This window comes from Cellulosimicrobium sp. So1_17 (genome assembly GCF_055181235.1).
Map to the genome: position 1 here is coordinate 1,230,137 of NZ_CM143702.1, position 24,084 is coordinate 1,254,220.

Annotated in this window: 19 protein-coding genes and 2 tRNA genes; 9 read left to right on the forward strand and 12 right to left on the reverse strand. The window is 73.3% G+C overall.

Annotated features, from left to right (window positions below):
- Positions 1 to 33 precede the first annotated feature (33 nt).
- Together ACZCLJ_RS05560 and valS are read left to right on the forward strand one after the other, a co-directional pair.
- The gene (locus ACZCLJ_RS05560) at positions 34 to 1,125 is read left to right on the forward strand and encodes a hypothetical protein (protein WP_463105725.1); all 1,092 of its coding nucleotides are present in this window, start codon (positions 34 to 36) and stop codon (positions 1,123 to 1,125) included.
- A gap of 125 nt (positions 1,126 to 1,250) precedes the next feature.
- Positions 1,251 to 4,052, forward strand: coding sequence for a valine--tRNA ligase (valS, locus tag ACZCLJ_RS05565; RefSeq protein WP_463105726.1), 2,802 nt, complete (start codon positions 1,251 to 1,253; stop codon positions 4,050 to 4,052).
- A 70-nt stretch (positions 4,053 to 4,122) separates the two neighbouring features.
- Here valS and ACZCLJ_RS05570 read toward each other — a convergent pair whose 3' ends face one another.
- Both ACZCLJ_RS05570 and ACZCLJ_RS05575 read right to left on the reverse strand, forming a co-directional pair.
- On the reverse strand, positions 4,123 to 5,322 hold the full coding sequence (locus tag ACZCLJ_RS05570) for a baeRF2 domain-containing protein (RefSeq protein WP_463105727.1): 1,200 nt from the start codon (positions 5,320 to 5,322) through the stop codon (positions 4,123 to 4,125).
- A gap of 131 nt (positions 5,323 to 5,453) precedes the next feature.
- Positions 5,454 to 5,822 carry a chorismate mutase gene (locus ACZCLJ_RS05575; RefSeq protein WP_251150611.1) on the reverse strand — a complete coding sequence of 123 codons (369 nt, stop codon included), beginning with the start codon at positions 5,820 to 5,822 and terminating at the stop codon, positions 5,454 to 5,456.
- Between the two features lie 155 nt (positions 5,823 to 5,977).
- Between ACZCLJ_RS05575 and ACZCLJ_RS05580 the strand changes: the two genes are divergently transcribed.
- On the forward strand, positions 5,978 to 7,795 hold the full coding sequence (locus ACZCLJ_RS05580; RefSeq protein WP_463105728.1) for an AMP-dependent synthetase/ligase: 1,818 nt from the start codon (positions 5,978 to 5,980) through the stop codon (positions 7,793 to 7,795).
- Between the two features lie 29 nt (positions 7,796 to 7,824).
- Here the strand turns inward: ACZCLJ_RS05580 and clpX are convergent, their stop codons facing one another.
- The 5 genes from clpX to ACZCLJ_RS05605 all read right to left on the reverse strand — a co-directional run bounded on the left by clpX (position 7,825) and on the right by ACZCLJ_RS05605 (position 12,743).
- Positions 7,825 to 9,105 carry an ATP-dependent Clp protease ATP-binding subunit ClpX gene (clpX, locus tag ACZCLJ_RS05585; RefSeq protein ID WP_463105729.1) on the reverse strand — a complete coding sequence of 427 codons (1,281 nt, stop codon included), beginning with the start codon at positions 9,103 to 9,105 and terminating at the stop codon, positions 7,825 to 7,827.
- A 239-nt stretch (positions 9,106 to 9,344) separates the two neighbouring features.
- Positions 9,345 to 10,061: an ATP-dependent Clp protease proteolytic subunit gene (locus ACZCLJ_RS05590; RefSeq protein WP_285821168.1), complete on the reverse strand. Its 717-nt coding sequence runs from the start codon at positions 10,059 to 10,061 to the stop codon at positions 9,345 to 9,347.
- A gap of 37 nt (positions 10,062 to 10,098) precedes the next feature.
- Positions 10,099 to 10,746, reverse strand: coding sequence for an ATP-dependent Clp protease proteolytic subunit (locus tag ACZCLJ_RS05595; protein ID WP_251153923.1), 648 nt, complete (start codon positions 10,744 to 10,746; stop codon positions 10,099 to 10,101).
- Between the two features lie 224 nt (positions 10,747 to 10,970).
- A complete protein-coding gene (tig, locus tag ACZCLJ_RS05600; protein WP_251153922.1) occupies positions 10,971 to 12,434 on the reverse strand; it encodes a trigger factor in 1,464 nt (487 codons plus the stop codon).
- A 235-nt stretch (positions 12,435 to 12,669) separates the two neighbouring features.
- Positions 12,670 to 12,743 (reverse strand) — tRNA-Pro (locus tag ACZCLJ_RS05605).
- 158 nt (positions 12,744 to 12,901) lie between these two features.
- Here ACZCLJ_RS05605 and ACZCLJ_RS05610 point away from each other — a divergent pair.
- The 4 genes from ACZCLJ_RS05610 to ACZCLJ_RS05625 all read left to right on the forward strand — a co-directional run bounded on the left by ACZCLJ_RS05610 (position 12,902) and on the right by ACZCLJ_RS05625 (position 16,353).
- Positions 12,902 to 12,975, forward strand: a tRNA-Gly gene (locus ACZCLJ_RS05610).
- A 490-nt stretch (positions 12,976 to 13,465) separates the two neighbouring features.
- Positions 13,466 to 14,401 (forward strand): cysteine synthase A, encoded by a 936-nt coding sequence (cysK, locus tag ACZCLJ_RS05615; protein ID WP_251153921.1) that lies wholly within the window; start codon positions 13,466 to 13,468, stop codon positions 14,399 to 14,401.
- A gap of 1 nt (position 14,402) precedes the next feature.
- A complete protein-coding gene (gene epsC, locus ACZCLJ_RS05620) occupies positions 14,403 to 15,035 on the forward strand; it encodes a serine O-acetyltransferase EpsC (RefSeq protein ID WP_463105730.1) in 633 nt (210 codons plus the stop codon).
- 253 nt (positions 15,036 to 15,288) lie between these two features.
- Positions 15,289 to 16,353, forward strand: coding sequence for an LLM class F420-dependent oxidoreductase (locus ACZCLJ_RS05625; RefSeq protein ID WP_251153920.1), 1,065 nt, complete (start codon positions 15,289 to 15,291; stop codon positions 16,351 to 16,353).
- Positions 16,354 to 16,389: 36 nt separating this feature from the next.
- Here ACZCLJ_RS05625 and ACZCLJ_RS05630 read toward each other — a convergent pair whose 3' ends face one another.
- The gene (locus ACZCLJ_RS05630) at positions 16,390 to 16,731 is read right to left on the reverse strand and encodes an MGMT family protein (protein ID WP_251153919.1); all 342 of its coding nucleotides are present in this window, start codon (positions 16,729 to 16,731) and stop codon (positions 16,390 to 16,392) included.
- 273 nt (positions 16,732 to 17,004) lie between these two features.
- Between ACZCLJ_RS05630 and ACZCLJ_RS05635 the strand changes: the two genes are divergently transcribed.
- A complete protein-coding gene (locus ACZCLJ_RS05635) occupies positions 17,005 to 18,372 on the forward strand; it encodes a GNAT family N-acetyltransferase (RefSeq protein WP_463105731.1) in 1,368 nt (455 codons plus the stop codon).
- 37 nt (positions 18,373 to 18,409) lie between these two features.
- On the opposite strand, the gene ACZCLJ_RS05640 is transcribed toward ACZCLJ_RS05635, so the two are convergent.
- Positions 18,410 to 19,441: an Fpg/Nei family DNA glycosylase gene (locus ACZCLJ_RS05640; protein WP_463105732.1), complete on the reverse strand. Its 1,032-nt coding sequence runs from the start codon at positions 19,439 to 19,441 to the stop codon at positions 18,410 to 18,412.
- Position 19,442: 1 nt separating this feature from the next.
- Positions 19,443 to 19,904, reverse strand: coding sequence for a ribose-5-phosphate isomerase (locus ACZCLJ_RS05645; RefSeq protein WP_251153916.1), 462 nt, complete (start codon positions 19,902 to 19,904; stop codon positions 19,443 to 19,445).
- A 60-nt stretch (positions 19,905 to 19,964) separates the two neighbouring features.
- Here ACZCLJ_RS05645 and ACZCLJ_RS05650 point away from each other — a divergent pair, with 60 nt between their 5' ends.
- Positions 19,965 to 22,022 (forward strand): M13 family metallopeptidase, encoded by a 2,058-nt coding sequence (locus tag ACZCLJ_RS05650; protein WP_463105733.1) that lies wholly within the window; start codon positions 19,965 to 19,967, stop codon positions 22,020 to 22,022.
- Between the two features lie 79 nt (positions 22,023 to 22,101).
- On the opposite strand, the gene ACZCLJ_RS05655 is transcribed toward ACZCLJ_RS05650, so the two are convergent.
- On the reverse strand, positions 22,102 to 23,196 hold the full coding sequence (locus tag ACZCLJ_RS05655) for a hypothetical protein (protein WP_463105734.1): 1,095 nt from the start codon (positions 23,194 to 23,196) through the stop codon (positions 22,102 to 22,104).
- A 205-nt stretch (positions 23,197 to 23,401) separates the two neighbouring features.
- Positions 23,402 to 24,001, reverse strand: coding sequence for a mycothiol-dependent nitroreductase Rv2466c family protein (locus ACZCLJ_RS05660; protein ID WP_285821170.1), 600 nt, complete (start codon positions 23,999 to 24,001; stop codon positions 23,402 to 23,404).
- Positions 24,002 to 24,084 lie beyond the last annotated feature (83 nt).

Here is a 24,084-nt window from a genome sequence, read left to right on the forward strand (position 1 = left end):
GACCGCCGTCTCGCAGCCCGCTACCCTCGCGACGTGCACCCCGACCCGACCGGCGTCCCGCCGTCGCTCGACACCCGCGCCCTCGTCGAGCCCGTCGATCCCGCCGCCGTCCGGGCGTACCACCGTTCGCGGACGGTCCACGGCCCCCGGTCGCCCGGCCGCGTCGTGCTCGGTGCGGTCGTCGGGACGCTCCTCGGCGCGCTGGCGCTCGCCGTCGTGGCGTCCGCGATCGCCGTCGTGCTGGCCCTCGTCGCCCTGGGGCTGCACGCGCTCGGCGTCGACACCCCGCTCGGCGTCGTGCCCTGGCTCGCGGTGCCCGCCGCGGTCGTGACCCTGGGGCTGGTCGCCGTGGCGATGCGACGCGGCTCGGCGCAGGGCCTCGAGCAGACGTACCGGCTCAGCCGCTTCGCCGCCGCGAACGGCTTCGACTTCGAGCCGTCGATCGAGGCTCCCGACCGCCCCGGGATGCTCTTCGGCGTCGGGCGACCGCGCACGGCACGGGACGTCGTGCGCACGCGCGGCCCCCGGCCCGTGGAGGTCGCGGCGTACAGCTACCAGGAGCAGCGCGGGAAGGCCGTCGAGATCCATGCGTGGTGGTACGCGATGGTCACGCTCGACCGGGCGCTGCCCCACCTGGTGGTCGAGACGCGACGCACCGACGGTTCGCGGGGCGCCCCGGCCCCGCACGCGCTCGACCGCTCGCAGGAGCTCGAGATCGACGGCGAGCTCGGCGGGCGTGTGCGCGTCTCGTGCCTCGACGGCGCCCAGGACGAGGCGCGGGCCGTGCTCTCCCCCGACGTCGTCGGCGGCATCGTGGGGGCACCGGTCCCGGTGTCGGTGGAGGTGGTCGACGACCGGCTGTTCCTCTACAGCAGGCAGCCGCTCGTCACCCTGCAGCCCGCGACGTGGGAGTGGGTCCTGCGGACGGCCGAGTGGCTCTCCGCACAGCGGGGCGGCGCGCACGCGGCCCTGCCCAGGCAGCCGGGGCCGACGGACGGACGGCCGGGGACTCCGGTGGCAGCGAGCGGGCGCCTGCGTCGCCGCGGCCCGTCGTGGACCGTCCTCCTCCCGCCGCTCGTCGCCGTCGTCGCCCTCGTCGCCGCAGCGCTGCTCGACCGCGCCTGATCGTCGCGCGTCGACCGGCGCGTCCACCGGGCGCGCCGACCCGCCGTCGAGCCCACCCACGGCCCCGCGGCCACGCGGCGAGACGCCGTCCGTCGGCCCCCCGGGATCTGGGAGAATGGGCGACCATGAGCGACTTCCCGACGAACGCGCCCGTAGGCGCGGCAGACCCCGCTGCAGCAACGACCCCCACCGCCGGTCAGGTAGCCGGCGACGTCGTCCGCGCGGTGGTCACGGGAGTACCCGACCGCGTGAGCATCGACGGGCTCGAGGACCTGCACGGCGCGCGCTGGGCCGAGCAGGGGACGTACGCGTTCGACCGGACGAAGACCCGCGAGCAGGTCTACTCGATCGACACCCCGCCCCCGACGGCGTCCGGGTCGCTGCACGTCGGCCACGTCTTCTCCTACACGCACACCGACGTCGTCGCCCGCTACCAGCGCATGCGCGGCCTCGAGGTCTTCTACCCGATGGGCTGGGACGACAACGGCCTGCCCACCGAGCGGCGCGTGCAGAACTACTACGGCGTGCGGTGCGACCCGACGCTGCCCTACGTCGAGGGCTTCGTGCCCCCGCAGGAGGGCGGCGAGGGGAAGTCGTCGAAGACCCCGGACGTCCCCGTCAGCCGACGCAACTTCATCGAGCTGTGCGAGCGCCTCACCGTCGAGGACGAGAAGCAGTTCGAGGCGGTCTGGCGCCGCCTCGGTCTCTCGGTCGACTGGGCGCAGACGTACCAGACGATCGACGCACGGTCGCGCACCGCGGCGCAGCGCGCGTTCCTGCGCAACCTCGCACGCGGCGAGGCCTACCAGGCACAGGCGCCGGGCCTGTGGGACGTGACGTTCCAGACCGCGGTCGCCCAGGCCGAGCTCGAGGCGCGCGAGTACCCCGGCCACTTCCACAAGGTCGCCTTCCACCGCACCGCCGACGGCGTGGCCACGGGCGAGGTCGTGCACATCGAGACCACGCGCCCCGAGCTGCTCGCGGCGTGCGTCGCGCTCGTCGCGCACCCCGACGACGAGCGCTACCAGCACCTGTTCGGCACGACCGTGCGCTCGCCGCTGTTCGACGTCGAGCTCCCCGTCCTCGCGCACCCCGCCGCGGAGCCGGGCAAGGGCGCGGGCATCGCGATGTGCTGCACGTTCGGCGACCTGACGGACGTGCAGTGGTGGCGCGAGCTGCAGCTCCCGACCCGGTCGATCATCCAGCGCGACGGGCGCATCGTGCGCGAGACCCCCGAGTGGGTGACGTCGCACACCGGTCAGGGGCTCTTCGCCGAGATGGCCGGCAAGACGACGTTCTCCGCTCGCCAGGTCGTCGTCGACGCCCTGCGGGACTCGGGCGACCTCGTCGGCGAGCCCGTGCCGACGCAGCGCATGGCCAACTTCTACGAGCGGGGCGAGAAGCCGCTCGAGATCGTCACCTCACGCCAGTGGTACATCCGCAACGGCGGCCGCGACTGGACCACCGCGGACGGCGAGCGACGCGACCTGCGCGGCGAGCTGCTGCAGCGGGGCAAGGAGCTCGCCTTCCACCCCGACTTCATGCGCGTGCGCTACGAGAACTGGGTCGGCGGCCTCAACGGGGACTGGCTCGTCTCGCGCCAGCGCTTCTTCGGTGTCGCGATCCCGCTCTGGTACCCCGTGCTCGAGTCGGGCGAGCTGGACCACGACCACCCGATCGTGCCGTCCGAGGACGCGCTCCCCGTCGACCCCTCGTCCGACGCGCCCGCCGGGTACACCGAGGACCAGCGGGGGAAGCCGGGCGGCTTCGTCGGCGAGAACGACATCATGGACACGTGGGCGACGTCGTCGCTCACCCCGCAGATCGCCGGCGGGTGGGAGGTCGACACCGACCTGTTCGAGCGCGTCTTCCCCATGGACCTGCGCCCCCAGGGCCAGGACATCATCCGGACGTGGCTGTTCTCCACCGTCGTGCGCTCGCACCTCGAGCACGGCTCGTTGCCCTGGAAGAACGCGGCGATCTCGGGCTGGATCCTCGACCCGGACCGCAAGAAGATGTCGAAGTCCAAGGGCAACGTCGTGACGCCGATGGGCCTGCTCGAGGAGCACGGCTCGGACGCGGTGCGCTACTGGGCGGCGTCGGCGCGCCTCGGTACGGACGCCGCGTTCGAGGTCGGCCAGATGAAGATCGGGCGCCGCCTCGCGATCAAGATCCTCAACGCGTCGAAGTTCGCGCTCTCGTTCGGCGTCGACGCCGAGACGGGTATCGGCGAGATCGTCCTGGACCCCGCGGCCGTCACCGAGACGCTCGACCGCGCGATGCTCGCGGGGCTCGCGTCGGTCGTCGAGCGCGCCACCGAGGCGTTCGAGGCCTACGACCACACGCGCGCGCTCGAGATCACCGAGACGTACTTCTGGACGTTCTGCGACGACTACCTCGAGCTCGTCAAGGACCGCGCCTACGGGGCGGGCGCCACCGCGTCGGACGTCTCGCCCGAGACCCGGTCGGCGCGCGTCGCGCTCGCGATCGCCCTCGACACGCTGCTGCGCCTCTTCGCGCCGTTCGTGCCCTTCGCGACCGAGGAGGTCTGGTCCTGGTGGCGCGCCTCCGAGGGCTCGATCCACCGCGCGCCGTGGCCCACGCCCGACGTCGCGCGCTCGGCCGCAGGCGACGCCGACCCCGTCGTGCTCGCCGCGGCGGGTCACGCGCTCGCCGCGCTGCGCAAGGTCAAGTCCGAGGCCAAGGTGTCCATGCGCACGCCGATCCTCGCCGCGACCGTCGCCGTCCCCGGCGCCTCTCTCGCCGGTGTCGAGGCGGCGGTGGTCGACGTCCGCAACGGCGGCCGCGTCACCGGGTCGCTCGACCTCGTCGAGGCGGCCGAGGGCCAGGGCGACCCTGCCGTCCAGGGCGGGATCGTCGTCGTCACCTCGGAGCTCGGCGAGCCGGAGGCCCGCAAGAAGGCCTGAACCGGCGGCCTCGTCGGCCACGCAGCACGACGCCCTCCTCGCTCCCGGCGAGGAGGGCGTCGCCCGTCGGTCAGATGATCTCGCCGCGCAGCCGCGAGTCGTCCCCGGACATCGTCGCCGCGACCTCGCGCGGCGTCCCCTCGTCCGTCCACCGCAGGGTCGCGCCGACGCCCTCGATGAGCTCGACGCTGCCCTCCGGGGCGAACGTCAGGCCGGCGTCCTGGCCGATCGCCGCGCGCACGAGCGCGACGGTCGCCGGCAGCTTCTCCAGCCCGTCGGTGACGCCGAGGTCCTCGATGGCCTCCTTCGTCGCGGCGATGTGGAGCGGGCTCGGACCGATCCACAGCGAACGACCGTCGAGCGCGGTGTCCTGCCCGTACTCGTCGGCGAGGACCAGCTCGGAGACCTGGCCCCGCGCGAGCACGGCCACGACGTCCTCGATCGACGTCACCGCCCCCGACTCGCGGCCCTGCTCCTGGCGGTACTCGGCGAGCACCTTCTCACGCCGTCTCTCGCGGAAGCTGTCGAGCGCGTCGCTGACGTGGGCCTCGAACGCGGCCTCGTTGATCCCTGCCCCGCGCCCGCCGCCGGGCACCTCCACGACGAGCTCCTCGACCGGACGCTTCAGCGCCCCGCGCAGCAGCGGGACGGCGCGGACGTCACCGGTCAGCAGGATGAGCTCGGGCCGGTGCTCGGCGACCTGGCGCTCGAGCTCGGCCGCGACCACCTCGGCGTTGCGCTCCCAGGAGTCCTCGGCCCGCGACTCGATGCGCTTGTGCGACAGGCCACCGGTGCGCACCTTGTTGATGACGTCGTGGCCGCCCTCGACGCTCTCCGGCTCCTGGTACGGCAGGTGGCCGCCCGCGACGGACCAGGTGAGGTCGGCGCCCTGGCGGTCGACCACGACGCGCACGTAGTCCACCGACTCGTCGGCCGCGCGCGCGGCCTGGAGCAGAGCGGGGACGGGGCCCCACGCTCCCTTGGTCTGTGCGGGCGGGTCCTTGAGGACCCGGTCGACGAGGATCCCCGTGTCGTCGGCGATCAGCACGCGCCCGTGCAGGCCCGCGACCCTCGTCGGCCGCAGGACCACCTCCTCGAGGTCGTCGAGCACCGCGTCGGGCGCTCCCTCCTGGTGGAGCTGGCGACGCACGCCCTTCCACCGGTTCTCGACCTCGCGGTCCGCGGCCTCGTTGGCCCGTGTCGCGTCGATGTACACCGTCGCGAAAGGGCCCGGGTGGCCGAGGAGAGGCTTGAGCCAATCGATCTTCATGCGAACACCTCATGACGTCCGTCGGCAGACGGGCGGGCTCGCCACGGACCGCGGCGGCCCGCCCTCGGTCCACACCAGGGTCCGTCAGATCGGCAGGCCCCGCCACCGCGCACCCGACGACCGGGGAGCGCTCAGGAGTACGTGTCGAGGACGGGGACGGAGCCCCCGGCGGCCGCGTGCTCCGCGGCGATGTGCTCGTGGTGACGGATGACCTCGTGGACGATGAACTCGCGGAACGCCTCGGCGAACTCCGGGTCGAGACCGGCCGACGACGCGATGCCGGTGAGCCGTTCGATCTGCTGCCGGTCCCGCGTGGGGTCGGCCGGGGGCAGTCCGCCCGTGGCCTTGAGCTCGCCGACCCGTCGGGTGAACTTGAAGCGCTCCGCGAGCAGGTGCATGAGCGCCGCGTCGATGTTGTCGATGCTGGCGCGCAGCGTGAGGATCTCGGGAGGGATCTCCCGCGCGCCCGACGGCGCCGGCTGCTCAGGGTTCGTCGTCACCCCCCGATCCTAGGTCCGCCGGTGGAGGTGCCCCGACGTCGGGCACGGGCGCGCGGCCGGACCCCCGGGCAGGGACGGTGGAACGCAGTACCGCGAGTACGGAGTAAAGTGGCACGCCGTCCCACCCTGACCGTCCCACTCAGCGGAGAGTCCTCATGACGGAACACGTGTCGCCGAGCCTCGTCGAGGTCTCCCCTCGCGCGACCATCAGCACGCTCCTGCTCGACCGCGTCGCGCGTGCGGCGTCCGCCCCGATGATCGAGCGACGCGACGCGCCGGGCGGCGCGTGGTCGACGATGACGGTCCAGGAGTTCGCGGACGACGTGCTGGCGGTGGCGCGCGGTCTCGTCGCCCGCGGCGTCGCGGTGGGCGACCACGTCGCGATCATGTCGCGCACGCGGTACGAGTGGACGCTCCTCGACTTCGCGGCCTGGTCGGTCGGCGCCGTCCCCGTACCGGTGTACGAGACGTCGTCCCCCGACCAGGTGCACTGGATCTGCTCCGACGCCGACGTCCGCCTCGCGGTCGTCGAGACCGCCGAGCACGCCGCGTCCGTCGCGTCCGTCCGTGACGACCTGCCCGGCCTCGAGGACGTCCTCGTCATCGACGACGGGGCCGTCGACGCGCTGCGGGCGGCCGGTCGTGGCGTCCCCGTGGAGGAGGTCGACCGCCGTCGGTCCGGCCGGTCCGCCGACGACCTCGCGACGATCATCTACACGTCCGGGTCGACGGGGCGCCCGAAGGGGGTCGAGCTCACGCACCGCAGCTTCGTCCACCTCGCGATGAACGGTCGCGCAGGCCTCGCGGAGATCCTCGACTCCCCCGGGGCGCGCACGCTCCTGTTCCTCCCGCTCGCGCACGTCTTCGCGCGGTTCATCCAGGTGGTCGTCGTCGCGGCCGACTCGGTCCTCGCGCACAGCTCCGACACGAAGAACCTCGTCGCCGACCTCGGGACGTTCCGGCCGACCTTCCTCCTCGCGGTGCCCCGGGTGTTCGAGAAGGTGTACAACTCGGCGGAGCACAAGGCCCGGGCCGGCGGAAAGGCGAAGCCGTTCCACTGGGCGGCGAAGGTCGCGATCTCGTACTCGCGCGCGCTCGACACCCCGCGCGGACCGTCGCTCTCCCTACGGGTGCAGCACGCCGTCGCGGACCGTCTCGTCTACCGCACGCTGCGCGGCGCGATGGGTGGCCGGCTCACCCACTCGATCTCCGGCGGCGCACCCCTCGGCGAGCGCCTCGGGCACTTCTTCCGCGGTGTGGGCCTGCGGATCCTCGAGGGCTACGGCCTCACCGAGACCACGGCGCCCACCGCGGTGAACCTCCCCGGACTGACGAAGATCGGCACGGTCGGACCCGCGTTCCCCGGGACGGCCCTGCGGATCGACGCCGACGGCGAGCTCCTCGTCAAGGGCGACCACGTGTTCCGCGGCTACCGCAACCGGCCGGACCTCACCGCCGAGGCGCTCCAGGACGGCTGGTTCCGCACGGGCGACCTCGGCTCGTTCGACGCCGACGGCTACCTGCGGATCACCGGGCGCAAGAAGGAGATCATCGTCACCGCAGGCGGCAAGAACGTCGCGCCGGCGGTCCTCGAGGACCGCCTGCGGGCGCACCCGATCGTCAGCCAGGTGGTCGTCGTCGGCGACCAGCGTCCGTTCATCGGCGCGCTCGTGACGCTCGACCACGAGATGCTGCCCGGCTGGCTCTCGACCCACGGCCTGCCCGCGATGGACGTCTCGACGGCGGCGAAGGACGCGGGGGTGCTCGACGCCCTCGACCGCGCCGTCGAGCGGGCGAACGAGGCCGTGTCCCGCGCCGAGTCGATCCGCAAGATCACGGTGCTCGACACGGACTTCACCGAGGAGAACGGCTACCTCACGCCGTCTCTCAAGGTGAAGCGCGCCCGCGTCGTCGAGGACTTCGCCGGCACGATCGACGACCTGTACGGCGCGAAGGTCGGCACGGACGCCTGACGCTCCGGCGCCGTCCGGTCGGGGACGGTCTACGCGGACTTCTCGCGGGGGGTGCGGGTGCGGGTGGTGGCGCGCGGCACGATGGTCGGGTTGACGTTGTCCAGCACGACCTCGCGGGTGATCACGACCCGCTCCACGTCATCACGCGAGGGCACGTCGAACATCACCTGCTGCAGCACCTCCTCCATGATCGCGCGCAGCCCCCGCGCCCCCGTCCCGCGCAGCAACGCCTGCTCCGCGACCGCCTCCACCGCGGTGTCCGTGAACTCCAGCTCCACCCCGTCGATCGCGAACATCCGCTGATACTGCTTGACCAGCGCATTGCGCGGCTGCGTCAGGATCCGCACCAACGCCTCCGCGTCCAACGCCCCCACCGACGCGATCACCGGCAACCGCCCGATGAACTCCGGGATCAACCCGTACCGGTGCAGATCCTCCGGACGCACCTGCGCGAACAGGTCCTCCCCCGCCCCCGTGTCGATCGGCGCACCGAACCCCACCCCCCGCTTGCGCGCCCGCGCCGCCACGATGTCGTCCAACCCCGCGAACGCCCCCGCCACGATGAACAGCACGTTCGACGTGTCCACCTGGATGAACTCCTGGTGCGGATGCTTACGACCACCCTGCGGCGGCACCGACGCGCTCGTGCCCTCGATGATCTTCAACAACGCCTGCTGCACACCCTCACCCGACACATCACGCGTGATCGACGGGTTCTCCGCCTTGCGGGCCACCTTGTCGATCTCGTCGATGTAGATGATCCCCTGCTCAGCCTTCTTCACGTCGAAGTCCGCCGCCTGCACCAGCTTCAGCAGGATGTTCTCCACGTCCTCACCGACATACCCCGCCTCGGTGAGCGCCGTCGCGTCCGCGATCGCGAACGGCACGTTCAACATCCGCGCCAACGTCTGCGCCAGATACGTCTTACCCGTCCCCGTCGGACCGATCAGCAAGATGTTCGACTTCGCCAGCTCCACGTGGTCCTGGTCGTCGGACGACGCCTTCGTCGACTCGCCGGCCTGGATCCGCTTGTAGTGGTTGTAGACGGCGACGGCCAGGGCCCGCTTCGCGGGGTCCTGGCCGATGACGTACTGCCCGAGGAAGTCGAAGATCTCGCGGGGCTTGGGAAGGTCGACGAGCCCGAGCTCGGTGGCCTCGGCGAGCTCCTCCTCGATGATCTCGTTGCACAGGTCGATGCACTCGTCGCAGATGTACACACCGGGGCCCGCGATGAGCTTCTTGACCTGCTTCTGCGACTTCCCGCAGAACGAGCACTTGAGCAGGTCGGCGCCGTCCGAGATACGAGCCACTACGCGTCTCCTTGTCCGGGTGGTAGAGCCGGGCCGCCGCACGCGGCGTCCGGACCGGTGCCACGTCCGAGCGGGTCCTTCTCCCCATTCCACACCACGGGACCCCCGTTGTCAGGTGGGCTCCCCGTGCGCAGGTCACATCTGTGCAACACCTTGCCCGGAACGCACCGCGCCGCCGCTCCCGGAGGAGTCGGCGGCGCGGTGGGCGTCGTCCCGCCTCAGGCGTGCGGTACGGCGCGTCAGGGCTTGTTGACCGCGACGGCCTTGCGGCTCTCGAGCACCTGGTCGACGAGACCGTAGTCCTTCGCCTGGGCGGCGGTGAGGATCTTGTCGCGCTCGATGTCCTGGCGGACCTGCTCGACCGGGTTGCCCGAGTGCAGCGCGAGGGTGTCCTCGAGCCACTCACGCATGCGGATCAGCTCGTTCGCGTGGATCTCGATGTCCGACGCCTGGGCGTAGCCGCCGCCCTCCATCGCGGGCTGGTGGATCAGCACGCGCGCGTTGGGGAGAGCGAGGCGCTTGCCGGGCTGACCCGCGGCGAGCAGCACGGCGGCGGCGGAGGCCGCCTGGCCCAGGCAGACCGTCTGGATCTGCGGCTTGATGTACTGCATCGTGTCGTAGAGCGCGGTCATCGCGGTGAACGACCCGCCCGGCGAGTTGATGTACAGGATGACGTCGCGGTCCGGGTCCTGGCTCTCGAGCACGAGGAGCTGGGCCATGACGTCGTCGGCGGACGCGTCGTCGACCTGGACGCCCAGGAAGATGATGCGGTCCTCGAACAGCTTGGTGTAGGGGTCCTGGCGCTTGAAGCCGTAGGCCGTGCGCTCCTCGAACTGCGGGAGCACGTAGCGGGCCGACGGCGCGCCGCCGGGCAGCGCGACGCCGCCCGGACGGGCGCCCGCGCCGGCGAGGCGCTGCGCGGTGGACAGGTACTGGGACTCGGCGCTGAAGCTCACGGGTTCTCCTCGGGTGAAGTCTGGGTCCGGTTGCGGGTCAGGAGGCCGTGGTGCCGCCGCCGCCGGTCACCGACGAGGCGTTCGTGACGACGTGGTCGACGAAGCCGTACTCCTTCGCCTCCTCGGCGGTGAACCAGTTGTCCCGGTCGTTGTCCTTGATGATCTGCTCGAGCGACTGGCCCGTCTGCTCGGCCGTCAGCTCCGAGAGGACCCGCTTCATGTGCATGATCAGCTGGGCGTTGATGCGCACGTCGGTCGCCGTGCCGCCGATGCCGCCGGACGGCTGGTGCATCATCACACGGGCGTGGGGCGTCGCGTACCGCTTGCCCTTGGTGCCGGACGAGAGCAGGAACTGGCCCATCGAGGCGGCCATGCCCATCGCGATCGTGGCGACGTCGGGCTGGATGTACTGCATCGTGTCGTAGATCGCCATGCCGGCCGTGATCGAACCGCCCGGCGAGTTGATGTAGAGCCAGATGTCCTTCTCCGGGTCCTCCGCGGCGAGGAGCATCATCTGCGCGCAGATCGCGTTCGCGTTCTCGTCGCGCACCTCGGAGCCGAGCCAGATGATCCGCTCCTTGAGGAGCCGGTTGTAGATGGAGTCGTTGAGGCCGAGACCGGCGCCCTCCGCTCGGGCCAGGGGACCTGCGGCGTCCGTCCGCAGCAGCTGATCGTTCACGTCCATCTCCTTCGTCGCTCCTCGTCTCCGGGGCCGTGGCCCTGGTCACGACGTCCACCGGCGTGCGGTGCGGCCCGGGACGTCGCCGTTGCAGTGACCCTAACGTGCACGGCATCCGCCGTTCGTCCCGACCAGGCCGCTTTTCGCCGACAGCGCATACGGGCCCGGACGACGACGGCCCCCGCACCCCGGGACGGGGTGCAGGGGCCGCGTCGGAAGCGCTCGGCGCGTCAGGCCTCGGTGGTCTCCGCGGCCTTCTTCGTCGACTTCTTCGCGGTCTTCTTCTTCGCCGCCTTCTCCTCGGCCTCCTCGGCCTCGACCGCGGCGACGGCCTCCTCGGCCAGCTCCTCGGTGACGGCCTCGGCGGCGGCGACCTCGGCGGCCTCCTCGACGAGCTCGGCGACCTCGCCGGCCGCGTCGTCCTCGTCCGAGCCGATGAACTCGGTCAGGTCGACGACGTTGCCCGCCGAGTCCTTGACCTCGATCTGGCGCAGCGCGACGGCGAGCGACTTGGACCGGGCGACCTCGCCGACCATGGCCGGGATCTGACCGCCCTGGTCGAGCGACTGGATGAACTGGTTCGGGTCCATCCCGTACTGGCGCGAGGCCTGCACGAGGTACTCGAGCAGCTCGTTCTGGGCGACCTTGATCTCGAGCTTCTCGGCGAGGGTGTCGAGCAGGATCTGGTTCTTGATCGCGGTCGTGGCCTCCTCGACGACCTCCGCGCGGTGCGCGTCGTCCTCGAGACGGCCCTCGGACTCGAGGTGACGGTGCACCTCGGCCTCGACGACGCCGGCCGGCACGGGGATCTCGACGGCGTCGGTGAGCGCCTTGAGGAGCTCGTCCCGCGCGGCGACGGCCTGGTTCGACGTCTTGATGCTCGCGACCTGCTCGCGCAGGTCGGCCTCGAGCTCGGCGAGCGTGTCGAACTCCGACGCGAGCTGCGCGAAGTCGTCGTCCGCCTCGGGCAGGTCGCGCTGCTTGACGGTCGTCGCGGTCACGGTGACCTCGGCGTCCTTGCCCTCGTGCTCGCCACCGGCGAGCGGTGCGGAGAAGGTCGTGGTCTCGTCGGCCGACAGGCCGGTGAGCGCCTCGTCGAGGCCCTCGAGCATGTTGCCCGAGCCGATCTGGTAGCTGATGCCGGAGACCGAGTCGACCTCCTCGCCGTCGATGACGGCCTTGAGGTCGAGGACGACGAAGTCGCCCTCCGCGGCAGGACGGTCCACGCCGACGAGCGTGCCGAAGCGCTCGCGGAGCGCGTCGAGACGCTCGGTGACGTCCTCGTCCGAGACCTCCGCGGCGTCGATCGTCACCGCGAGGGTGGACAGCTCCGGCAGGTCGAGCTCGGGGCGGACCTCGACCTCGGCCGAGAACTTGAGCGGGCCCTCCGCGTCGACCGGGACCTCGGTCACGTCGACCTCGGGCTGACCGAGCGGGCGGATGCCCGACTCGCTCACGGCCTGGCGGTAGAACCCGGACAGCCCGTCGTTCACGGCGTGCTCGAGGACCGCGGCGCGGCCGACGCGCTGGTCGATGATGCGGGGCGGGACCTTGCCCTTGCGGAAGCCGGGGATGTTCACCTGCTCCGCGATGTGCTGGTAGGCGTGGTCGATGCTCGGCTTGAGCTCGTCGTACTCCACCTCGACGGTCAGCTTGACCTTGGTGGGGTCCAGGGTCTCGACGGCGCTCTTCACTTCGATGATCTCCAACTGATCGGGGCGGGCCGGCGTGCGGCTACGGGACGAGCTGCGCGCGCCGCCACGGGACCGGCGGGTCCTTCCGGACCCACGTGCGACCCCGACGGGCGTACGGGCAACCCATCAAGGGTACGCCACCCGTCCGAGCGACGGTGTCCTCCGTCGGACGAGCGCTGCCGCAGGAGGGCGGCGACCCGTCGGGACGCCCGCCCTCGGCCCGCTTCACGATGTGTCGGGGTGACAGGATTTGAACCTGCGACCTTCCGCTCCCAAAGCGGACGCGCTACCAACCTGCGCCACACCCCGTGCACCCGTCGAGGACGACGGGCCAGCGCAAGTGTACTGGTGGGAAGGGCGGGGTCCGGCGGCTCGTCGGCCTGCTGCCGGTTTGCTAAGGTTGCGGCCGCAGGTCGGCAGTGCCACTCAGGCCGGAGCCACACAGCCCGGAGCAGTACCGACCCGACGCGGGCGTAGCTCAATGGTAGAGCCTCAGTCTTCCAAACTGATTACGCGGGTTCGATTCCCGTCGCCCGCTCCACGACCCACGACGGGCGCCCCACCACCTCGGCGGGGCGCCCGTCGTCGTCCGGTCGGCGGACGGCGTTGCCGCGCCACGACGTGGGCGGATACCCTCGGACCATCGAGCGCCCCCGGCGCGGCCGAGCACGTCGGCCGGTTGTCCGGCCATCCACCGGGCACGGGCGCCGTCGAGCAGGAGGAGCGAGGAATGACCGCGACCGGCGCGCGTCCCGCATCGCCCCGTCGCGCTCTCGCGCGCACCTCCTGTTGTCGCTGTCACGGCTGTCGCTGACGACCGCCGGACGCGCCCGCCGCTCCGCGCACCCGTCGCACGTCCCCCGCCCGTCGCCACGGCGTCGGCCCGCCCACGCGACATCGCGCGGCGACGGACTCCCGGGACAGGTCGTCCGAGTGTCCTGGAGCACTCCCCCGCAGCACCCGGTGCCCCCGCACCGTCGCACCCTGTTGGTCCCCCTGGCTCGTCCGAGCCGTCGACAGAAGAGGAAGCCATGGCACGCATCTACGACGACGTCACGAAGCTCGTCGGCAACACCCCGCTCGTCCGCCTCAACAAGCTCACCGAGGGCGTCGGCGCGACCGTCGTCGGCAAGCTCGAGTTCTACAACCCGGCGAACTCCGTCAAGGACCGCATCGGCGTCGCGATCATCGACGCGGCCGAGGCGTCGGGCGAGCTGAAGCCCGGCGGGACGATCGTCGAGGCGACGTCCGGCAACACCGGCATCGCGCTCGCGATGGTCGGCGCGGCGCGCGGCTACGACGTCGTCCTGACGATGCCGGAGACGATGTCCAAGGAGCGCCGTGCCCTGCTGCGCGCGTTCGGCGCCGAGCTCATCCTCACGCCGGGCTCCGAGGGCATGAAGGGCGCGGTGAACAAGGCCGACGAGGTCGTCGCCGAGCGCGAGGGCGCCATCCTCGCCCGCCAGTTCGCCAACGAGGCCAACCCGGCGATCCACCGCGCGACGACCGCCGAGGAGATCTGGGCGGACACCGACGGCGAGGTCGACATCGTCGTCGCCGGGATCGGCACCGGCGGCACGATCACGGGTGTCGGGCAGGTGCTCAAGGAGCGCAAGCCCGGGGTGCAGATCGTCGCCGTCGAGCCCGAGGAGTCCGCGATCCTCAACGGCGGCGCCCCCGGCCCGCACAAGATCCAGGGCATCGGCGCCAACTTCGTCCCCGAGATCCTCGACACGTCGGTCTACGACGAGGTCATCGACGTCAACGCGGAGACCGCGGTCGAGTACGCGCGTCGCGCGGCGAAGGAGGAGGGCCTGCTGGTCGGCATCTCCTCCGGCGCGGCGATCGCGGCGGCCCTGCAGCTCGCCGAGCGCCCGGAGAACGCGGGCAAGCTCATCGTGACGATCATCCCGTCGTTCGGCGAGCGGTACCTGTCCTCGATCCTCTACGCGGACCTCCTGGACTGACGTGGTCGACCACCTCCCGTCGCGCGGGTCCGCCGGCGCACCGTCGCGGGTGCGGCGGTTCCTGCGCGTGCTCGCCGAGGACCTCGAGGCGGCGCGGCACCGCGACCCCGCGGCGCGCAGCCGGCTCGAGGTCGCGCTCGCCTACCCCGGCGTCCACGCGGTGTGGTCGTACCGGCTCGCGCACCGCATGTGGCGCGAGCCGGTGCTGCGCCTCCCGGCGCGGCTCGTGTCGCAGGTGGCGCGGGCCCTGACGGGCGTCGAGATCCACCCGGGCGCGCGCATCGGCCGACGCCTCTTCATCGACCACGGCATGGGGGTCGTCGTCGGCGAGACGGCCGTCGTCGGGGACGACGTGGTCCTGTTCCACACGTCGACGCTCGGCGGGCGGTCGATGAAGCGCGGCAAGCGGCACCCGACCCTCGGTGACCGCGTGGTCGTGGGTGCGGGCGCGAAGATCCTCGGACCGGTGTGGGTCGGCGACGACGCGCAGGTGGGCGCGAACGCCGTCGTCGTCAAGGACGTCCCGGCGGGTGCGGTCGCCGTCGGGGTGCCGGCCCGTGTCCGCATGCCCGCCGCACACCGGGGTGCCGACCCGGTCGAGGACCCCTCGCTGCTCATCGAGTACGTGATCTGATCCGTCACCGGCTCCGTCAGGCGCCGCAGGGGCCGCTCTCCCACCGGGAGGGCGGCCCCTGCGCCGTCCTCGCGACGAGGGCTCGCGCGGGCCGTCCGACGGCGCCCGGCCGGGTTCCCGAGCAGGCCCCGAGGTCCGCTAGGGTAGGACCTGCGGTACCCGGGACGCAGCGTTTCGGATATCCCCCTGCCCGTCACGCCGGCCCGGGTACCGCGCTCACGCACCCGTCCACCCTCGACGACGAGGAGTCGCCTTGCGCCTCGGCATCCACACCGGCTACTGGTCCGCCGGTCCTCCCGAGGGCGTCGCGGAGGCGGTCGTCGCGGCCGACCGGCTCGGTGTCGACTCGGTCTGGACCGCAGAGGCCTACGGGTCCGACGCCTTCTCGCCCCTCGCCTGGTGGGGGTCGCGCACGTCGCGGATCCGCCTCGGCACGGCTGTCGCGCAGGTCTCCGCGCGCACGCCCACCGCGACCGCCATGGCCGCTCTGACGATGGACCACCTCTCCGGCGGGCGCTTCGTGCTCGGGCTCGGGGTGTCCGGCCCGCAGGTCGTCGAGGGCTGGTACGGCCAGCCCTACGCCCGCCCTCTCGCCCGGACGCGCGAGTACGTCGACGTCGTGCGACAGGTCCTCGCGCGCGAGGCGCCCGTGACGAGCGCCGGCCCGCACTACCCCCTGCCGCTGCCGGACGGCGCAGGCACGGGACTCGGCAAGGCGCTGCGGTCCACCGTCCACCCGCTGCGCGCCGACCTCCCGATCCACCTCGCCGCGGAAGGGCCGAAGAACATCGCGCTCGCCGCGGAGATCGCCGACGGCTGGCTCCCGCTGTTCTACTCGCCGCGCATGGACGACGCGTTCCGCGAGCTGCTCGCGGACGGCTTCGCCCGTCGCGCGCCGGAGCGCTCCGCCGTCTCCGACTTCGAGGTGAGCGCCACGGTGCCCGTGGTCGTCGACGAGCACGTCGAGCGCGCGGCGGACAAGGTCCGCCCGTTCCTCGCGCTGTACGTCGGCGGCATGGGCGCCAAGGGGGCGAACTTCCACCGCGACGCGCTCGACCGCCTCGGCTACTCCGCCGCGTGCGACGAGATCCAGGCCCACTACCTCGCGGGCCGCAAGGACCTCGCCGCGGCGGCCGTGCCGACCGAGATGGTCGAGGACGTCGCCCTCGTCGGCCCGTCCCGGAAGATCGCCCAGGACCTGCGTGCCTGGCAGGACACCGCCGTCACGACCCTGCTCGTGCAGGGCGACGCGACGGCGGTCACCACGCTCGCCGGGATGCTCGGCACGGCCCCCTCGCCGACGGCCACCACCGGCTGACGCCCGGCTGCGACGCCCGGGTCGCTGCCGGCCCGCTCAGTCCTGCTCGGGGAACCACACGGCACGGCGCAGGTCCACGCGCGTCCCGTCCCGCACGAGCGGGCAGCCCTCGGCGCGCAGCTCGGTCAGGGCCGCGTCCCGGTGGTGGGCCGGGGGTGCGCCCGCCGCGTTGACGACGCGCCACCACGGGACGGGCACGCCGTCGTCGTCCACACCCGAGGAGCCCGCGAGGACCTGGCCCACCTGACGCGGCCCGCCCCGGTGCAGGGACTCCGCGACGACCTCGGCCACCAGGCCGTAGGTCATCGCGCGGGCGGCGGGGATCTGCCGGACGAGCGCGAGCACCGCCGAGGCGTACTCCTCGGCAGGTCCGCTCATCGGGAGGTCGGGACGCCGCCGGCCCGGACGTCGCGCCGGGCGCCGGCCCGTACGAGCCCCACGACGACGGAGCGGGGCTGCGGACGGGCCTGCTGGGGACGCTGCTGCGGCCGGTACGGGCCCGGGTCGTGGGCTGGGTGCGGCATGCGGCGGTCTCCGGGGTCGTCGGCTCGGGTGTGGGCCCATCGTGCCACGACGCCGGTGGCCTGCGACGGGCGCTCCAGCCGGGTGATTCTCCTGGCGCCGCGAGGCACGGACGGCGAGGATCGTGCCATGAGCCACCAGCACGCAGGCACGGGCGGTACCTCCGACGCCGGCGCGGGGCGCCTGCCCGAGGGCTACGCGCCGACCGACCTGGCACCCGACGACCTGCGCGCGGTCCTCGAGCTCGACAGCACGGTCTTCCCCTCCGCGCTCGAGGTGGACGAGATCCTCGACCGCCCGTTCTCGCTGACCTGGTCACGGGTGCGCGGCGTCGTGCACGAGCGCCCCGACCCGGCCGCCGAGCCCGCCGACGGGGCGGTGCCCGTCCTGCGCGAGCTCGTCGCGCTGCGCGCGTCCTACCCGTTCTCGCGGTTCCCCGTCCCGGGCGGCACGGCACCCGTCGCCGGGCTGACGTGGGTCGCCGTGCACCCGGGCCACCGTCGTCGCGGCCTGCTCACGGCGATGGTCGACGAGCACCTCGCCCGCTGCCGCGAGCGCGGCGAGCCGCTGTCGGCGCTCTTCGCCGCCGAGGCGGCGATCTACGGGCGGTTCGGCTACGGCCGGGCGGCCGACGACCTGCGCCTGACGATCCCCCGCGGGGCCGCGCTGCGCGACGTCCCGGGTGCCGAGCGGCACACGGTCCGGATCGAGCGCGCCGACCGTGCCCGCCACGCCGAGCTCGTCGCGCGGCTGCACGAGCGCGCGGGCGCGGACCCGACCGGGCTCGGGACCGTCAACCGGCCCGGCTGGGCGACGCGCGAGACGCCCGAGCTCCAGGCGGTGCTCTGGGACGACGCGAAGGTGTTCCGCAAGGACCGCGAGCCCACGCGCATCGCGATCGTCGAGCTCGACGGCGAGCCGCGCGGCTACGCGCGCTTCCACCGCACGCTGTCCTGGGAGCCCTCCGGGCCGCGCGGCCCGGTCCGCACGGGCGAGGTCGTCGCGCTCGACGCGGCCGCCGCGCGGGCCCTGTGGGGCGTGCTCACGGACCTCGACCTCACGCACGAGGTCGTCCCGTTCGTCCTCCCCGTGGACGACGTCGTCACGCACCTCCTCGTGGACCCGCGGTCCGCGTCCCCGCGGGTCGCGGACAACCTGTGGGTGCGGGTCGTGGACGTGGCGGGCGCGCTCGCCGCACGCCGGTACGCGAGCGACGTGGACGTCGTCGTGCACCTGACCGACGACCGGCTCGCGGACAACGCGGGGCACTGGCGTGTGCGCGCCGACGCGTTCGGACCGGCGCAGGCGGCCCGGACCGACGACGCGGCCGACCTGTCCCTCGACGTGCGCGAGCTCGGCGCCGCCTACCTCGGTGGCGTGACGCTCGCGGAGCTGGCGGCGGCAGGTCTCGTCGCCGAGCACACGCCGGGCGCGCTCGCGCGGACGAGCGCCGCGTTCTCGTGGCCCGTGGCGCCGGTGTGCAGCTGGGTGTTCTGAGACGTCCTGCGGCGCCGCCGACCTCGCCCCCTCCCGCTCAGCCCTGGCAGGACGGGCAGCGGTAGAGGCTGCGGCCCGAGAGCTCCGAGCGCAGCACCGTCGCGCCGCAGACGCGGCACGGCAGCCCGTCGCGGTGGTAGACATAGAACGCCTCGTCGGCAGGGACGGCGTCCGGCGTGCCGTCGGTGTTCTGCCGCACGCGAGCCCGGCCGCGACCGGCCGCCGGAGGGTCCGCGCCGTCGCGGGGCGAGGTCTGCCCGGCGTCGCGGTCCTCGGGGTGCGTCGTGACGATCGCCCCGGTGCGCGTCCCGTCCCTCATGAGCACGACGAGGTCGTCCCACAGGTCGTGCAGGACCTCCGCGGGGACGTCGCGCCCCGGGCGCAGGGGGTCGAGCCGGGCCCTGAACAGGGACTCGGCGCGGTAGATGTTCCCGACGCCGGCGACGACGTCCTGGTTCATGAGGAGCAGCCCGACCGGGCTGCGCGAGCGTCGCACCCCCGTGACGAACGCCTCGCGCGGGTCCGGGTCGCCCGGTGCGGGCTCGCGGATGGGGTCGGGCCCGAGGCGCGCCTCGACCGCGCGCTTCTCGTCGGCCGTCACGACCTCGCAGGCGGTCGGGCCGGTGAGGTCCGCGACAGCGTGCTCGCCCACGAAGCGCACGCGCACCGCGCCGCGTGGCGGCGGTGGTGACCACGCGTCGTCGGGCCGCGGGACGGGACCGCCGCCCGGTTCCGCTGCCGGGACGGTCTCCCGCTCGCCGACACGACGGCGTGGCGCACCGATCGCGTGCACGACGGCGGCGCTCCCGTCCCCCGCGAACGTCCACGCCCCGTACAGGCCCAGGTGCACGCGCAGCCAGCGGCTGGGCACGTCGGACGTGCCCGACGGCGCCACGAACCCGAGGAAGAGCTGCTTGCCCCACGCCTCGCTCGCCACGAGCACCTGGCCGTCGAGGAGCGCCGCACCGGCGGCGAAGCGTCCCTGCGGGCTTGTCGCCGCGAGCCGCTGCCCGCGGAAGAGCTCGTCGAACGCTCGCGCGAGCCGGTGGACGGTGTGCCCCTCCGGCACCTCAGGCGGTCGTGCCGCGCGACGCCTCGTACGCGGCGAGCTGGTCGATGCGGCGCTGGTGACGCGGGTCCTGGCTGAAGGGCTCGGCGAGGAACGCGTCGACGAGAGCCACGGCCTCGTCGACCGGGTGCTGGCGGGCGCCGACCGCGACGACGTTCGCGTCGTTGTGCTGACGGCCCAGCCGCGCGGTCTCGAGGTTCCACGCGAGCGCGGCGCGCACGCCGGTGACCTTGTTCGCGGCGATCTGCTCGCCGTTGCCGGAACCCCCGATGACGACGCCGAGCGAGCCCGGCTCGGCGACGACGGCCTCGCCCGCCGCGAAGCAGAACGACGGGTAGTCGTCGAGGGCGTCGTACTCGTGGGCCCCGTGGTCCACGACGTCGTGGCCTGCGGCCCCCAGGTGCTCGACGAGGTGGACCTTGAGCTCGTACCCCGCGTGGTCGGAGGCGATGTGAACGCGCATGCGCCCATCATGCCGCAGCGGGCCACCGGGCCGTCGGGGGGAGGCCGTAGCCTGAGACGCATGACACAGACCTCCTCCTCGACCACTCCTGGGTCCCTGTCCGCAGCCACGCCGGCGGAGCGGGGCTCCGGCATCGACCTCTCGGCCCTCGACCAGGCCGTCCGCCCCCAGGACGACCTGTACCGGCACGTGAACGGGCGGTGGCTCGCGACCCACGAGATCCCCGCCGACCGGGCGATGGACGGCGCGTTCCGTGCGCTGCACGACCAGGCCGAGGTGCACGTGCGCGAGATCATCACGGACCTCGGGGAGGCGGTGGCCTCGGGTGCCGCCGACGTCGGCCCGGACGCCGCGAAGGTCGGCGCGCTGTACGCGAGCTTCATGGACACGGAGCGCATCGAGGCGCTCGGCACGACGCCGCTCCAGGCCGACCTCGCGCTCGTCGCGGCCGCCACGACCCAGGCCGAGCTGACCGGTGCCCTCGGTGCGCTGCAGCGCACCGGCGGAGCGGGCGCCCTCGGCTTCTGGGTCGACAACGACGCGAAGGACCCCGAGCGCTACGTCGCGTACCTCTACCAGGCCGGACTGGGCCTGCCCGACGAGGCGTACTACCGCGAGGACCAGTACGCGCCCGTGCGCGAGAAGTACGTCCCCCACGTGACGCGGATGCTCAGCCTCGCGGGCGTCACGTCCGAGATCTGGGGCGCCACGCCCGAGGACGCGGCGCAGCGCGTCCTCGCGCTCGAGACGAAGCTCGCCGCGAAGCACTGGGACGTCGTGCGCGACCGCGACGCGGACCTCACGTACAACCCCCGGACGCTCGTCGCGCTGGCCGACGAGGCTCCCGGCTTCGACTGGCGCGCCTGGGTCCTCGCGCTCGGTGCGCCGGAGGGGTCGCTCGACGACGTCGTGGTGCGCGAGCCCGACTTCGCGACCGGCTTCGCCGCGCTGTGGGACTCCGAGCCGCTCGAGGACTGGAAGCTGTGGATGGTCTACCACCTGGTGACCGCCCGGGCGCCGTACCTCGCGGACGAGGTCGTCGAGGCGAACTTCGACTTCTACGGCCGGACGCTGTCCGGCGCGCAGGAGGTGCGGGAGCGCTGGAAGCGCGGCGTGTCGGTCGTCGAGGGCGCGCTCGGCGAGGCCGTGGGCGCGCAGTACGTCGCCCGGCACTTCCCGCCGGCGCACAAGGCACGCATGGAGGAGCTCGTCGCGTACCTCGTCGCGGCGTACCGCGAGTCGATCCAGGGGCTCGACTGGATGACCGAGGACACCAGGACCAAGGCCCTCGCCAAGCTCGAGGCCTTCACGCCCAAGATCGGGTACCCGGTGAAGTGGCGCGACTACTCGGCGCTCGTCGTCGAGCCGGACGACCTCGTGGGCAACGTCCGGCGCGCGCACGCGTTCGAGCAGGACCGCGAGCTCGGCAAGATCGGCAGGCCGCTCGACCGTGACGAGTGGTTCATGACGCCGCAGACGGTCAACGCGTACTACAACCCGGGGATGAACGAGATCGTCTTCCCGGCCGCGATCCTGCAGCCCCCGTTCTTCGACCCCGACGCCGACGACGCGGTGAACTACGGCGGCATCGGCGCCGTGATCGGCCACGAGATCGGGCACGGGTTCGACGACCAGGGCTCCAAGTACGACGGCTCGGGCCGCCTCGAGGACTGGTGGACGCCTACCGACCGCGACGAGTTCGAGAAGCGCACCAAGGCGCTCATCGACCAGTACGACGCCTACCGCCCCGAGCAGCTCGACGCGGACGGCCCGCACGTCAACGGCGCGCTGACGATCGGCGAGAACATCGGCGACCTCGGTGGGCTCTCGATCGCGCTGAAGGCGTACCGGATCGCGCTCGGCCGGCCGCTGTCCGAGGCACCGGTCGTCGACGGCCTGACGGGCATCGAGCGCGTGTTCCTCGGCTGGGCCCAGGTGTGGCAGTCGAAGGGCCGCGACGAGGAGGTCGTGCGCCGCATCGCGACCGACCCGCACTCGCCCAACGAGTTCCGGTGCAACGGCGTGGTGCGCAACGTCGACGAGTTCTACGAGGCGTACGACGTGCAGCCCGGCGACGCGCTCTACCTCGCTCCGGAGGACCGCGTACGCATCTGGTGACCGGCCGGCCGTGACGACGGGGTGGTGCCGGGTCCCGTCGGACCCGGCACCACCCCGTCGTCGTCGGCGCGCCGGCTCGTCAGAGCGAGCGGATGCCCGCCTTGGCGACCGTGAACCCCTTGCCCGTGGCCTCGTCACGGCAGGTCACGCCCGTGTTCTCGCTGTCGCACGTGTACCCGCCCACGGTCTTCGACTGGCCGTACGGCAGCACCTCGACGCCGTCCGCGGCGGGCTGCGGCTGCTCCGCGGCCGGCACGCACGGCTGGTTGACCCCGGCGTCGTCGAGGACCACGCGGTATCCCACGGTGCCCTCGCACCCGGAGACCGGCGCGGGCTGCGTCGCGAGCTCGGCGATCGAGCACGTGACGCCCACGTCCGTCATCTCGCACGCGATGTTGCGGGTCTCGGACGCGAACGCCGCGGTCTCCGTCGGCGCCTGGGTCGTGGGCTCGGCGCCCTGGGTGGTGCCCGCGGACGGCGCGGCACCCGGTTCGGCCGGGTCGTCCGCGCCGCCACCGCCGCCGAGGAGCGAGATGGCGAACACGACCGCGCCGATGACGAGCAAGACGTCGACGACGATGAAGGCGATCCAGCCGGGGCTCAGCCGGCCGGACGATCCGCGACCGCTGCCGCCGCGACCGCCGGCCCGGCGCGCGGGAGGCGGGGAGACCGGGCCGCCACCGGAGGACGCGCCGCGCGCCGGGGACGTCGGGGCGGCTGCCGATGACGGCGGGTGGTACGCCGGCTGGGTGGCCGGTGCGGCCGCCGCCGGGGTGCCCGCAGCCCCGCCGAGGCTCGGCGCCTGGGCGGGCGACGGCGCGTACGCCGGGGGCGGCGCGTAGCCCGGCGGTGGTGCGTAGGCCGCGGACTGCGTCGGGACGGCCGCGAAGCCGGCCTGGTCGGTCGCGTACCGCACCCGCTGCGGGGGGACCGCGGTGGCCGACGCCGGAGACGGGGCCGGGACCGCCGCTTGGACGACGGTGGCGGGTCCGTCGGTGTACGCGGGCTCGTGGGAGCGCTGCGCCGGCGCGGCGGAGGGCGCGAAGGTCGGCGGGGCACCGGCCGACCACGCGGTCGTGCTGTCGACCTGCGTGTCCGCACGGCGGGCAGCCGGCGTCCCCGGGACGCCGCCGGGGGGCGGCGGCGGGGGCGGCACGGGTGCGTTCGGGGACATGCTCGACTCCTTGCGGACTCCTCGTCGGACCCGCCCGGCCGTCGCCGGGCGATGCGCGGGCCCGGTGTCGGCAGGGCCCGCAACCGATGAAGCATGGCACGACGTCCCGCCGCCGGTCGAACCTCGACGGATGCTGGGAGCGCGTCCGGTCGCGCCCTCGACGACCGGCCGGCCGCGCCCTCGGCAGGAGGGCGCGGCGCCTCGGTCAGTCGAAGACGGGACCCTGCGTGCGCGTCCGCTTGATCTCGAAGAAGCCCGGCGTGCCGGCGACGAGGACGCAGCCGTCCCACAGCCGACCTGCGGCTTCGCCCTTCGGCGCCGGGGTGACGACCGGACCGAAGAACGCGGTGTCGCCGAACGCGACGACGGGCGTGCCGACCTCCTCCCCGACGCGGCCGATGCCCTCGGCGTGCGACGCCCGGAGCTGCTCGTCGTAGGCGTCGCTCGTCGCGGCGTCGGCGAGGGACGCGGGCAGGCCGACCTCGGCCAGCGCCTCGGCGATCACGGCGTCGTGGTCGTCCCGACCGCCGGGGTGCAGGCGCGTGCCGATCGCGTCGTAGAGCGGCTTGACGACCTCGTCGCCGTGCTCGACGCGCGCCGCGGTGACGACGCGGACCGGTCCCCAGGCCCTGTCCATGAGCTCGCGGTACGTCGGGGGCAGCTCGCGCCCCTCGTTGAGGACGGCCAGGCTCATGACGTGCCAGCGGACGGTCACGTCGCGCACCTGCTCCACCTCGCCCATCCAGCGGCTCGTCATCCACGCCCACGGGCACAGCGGGTCGAACCAGAAGTCGGCGACCTGCACACCGGCCCGCGGGTCGACGGGGTCGTGCGGTGCGGTGACGGGTGCGGTCGTGTCCGACGTCGCGGCAAGGGTCACGGGACTGG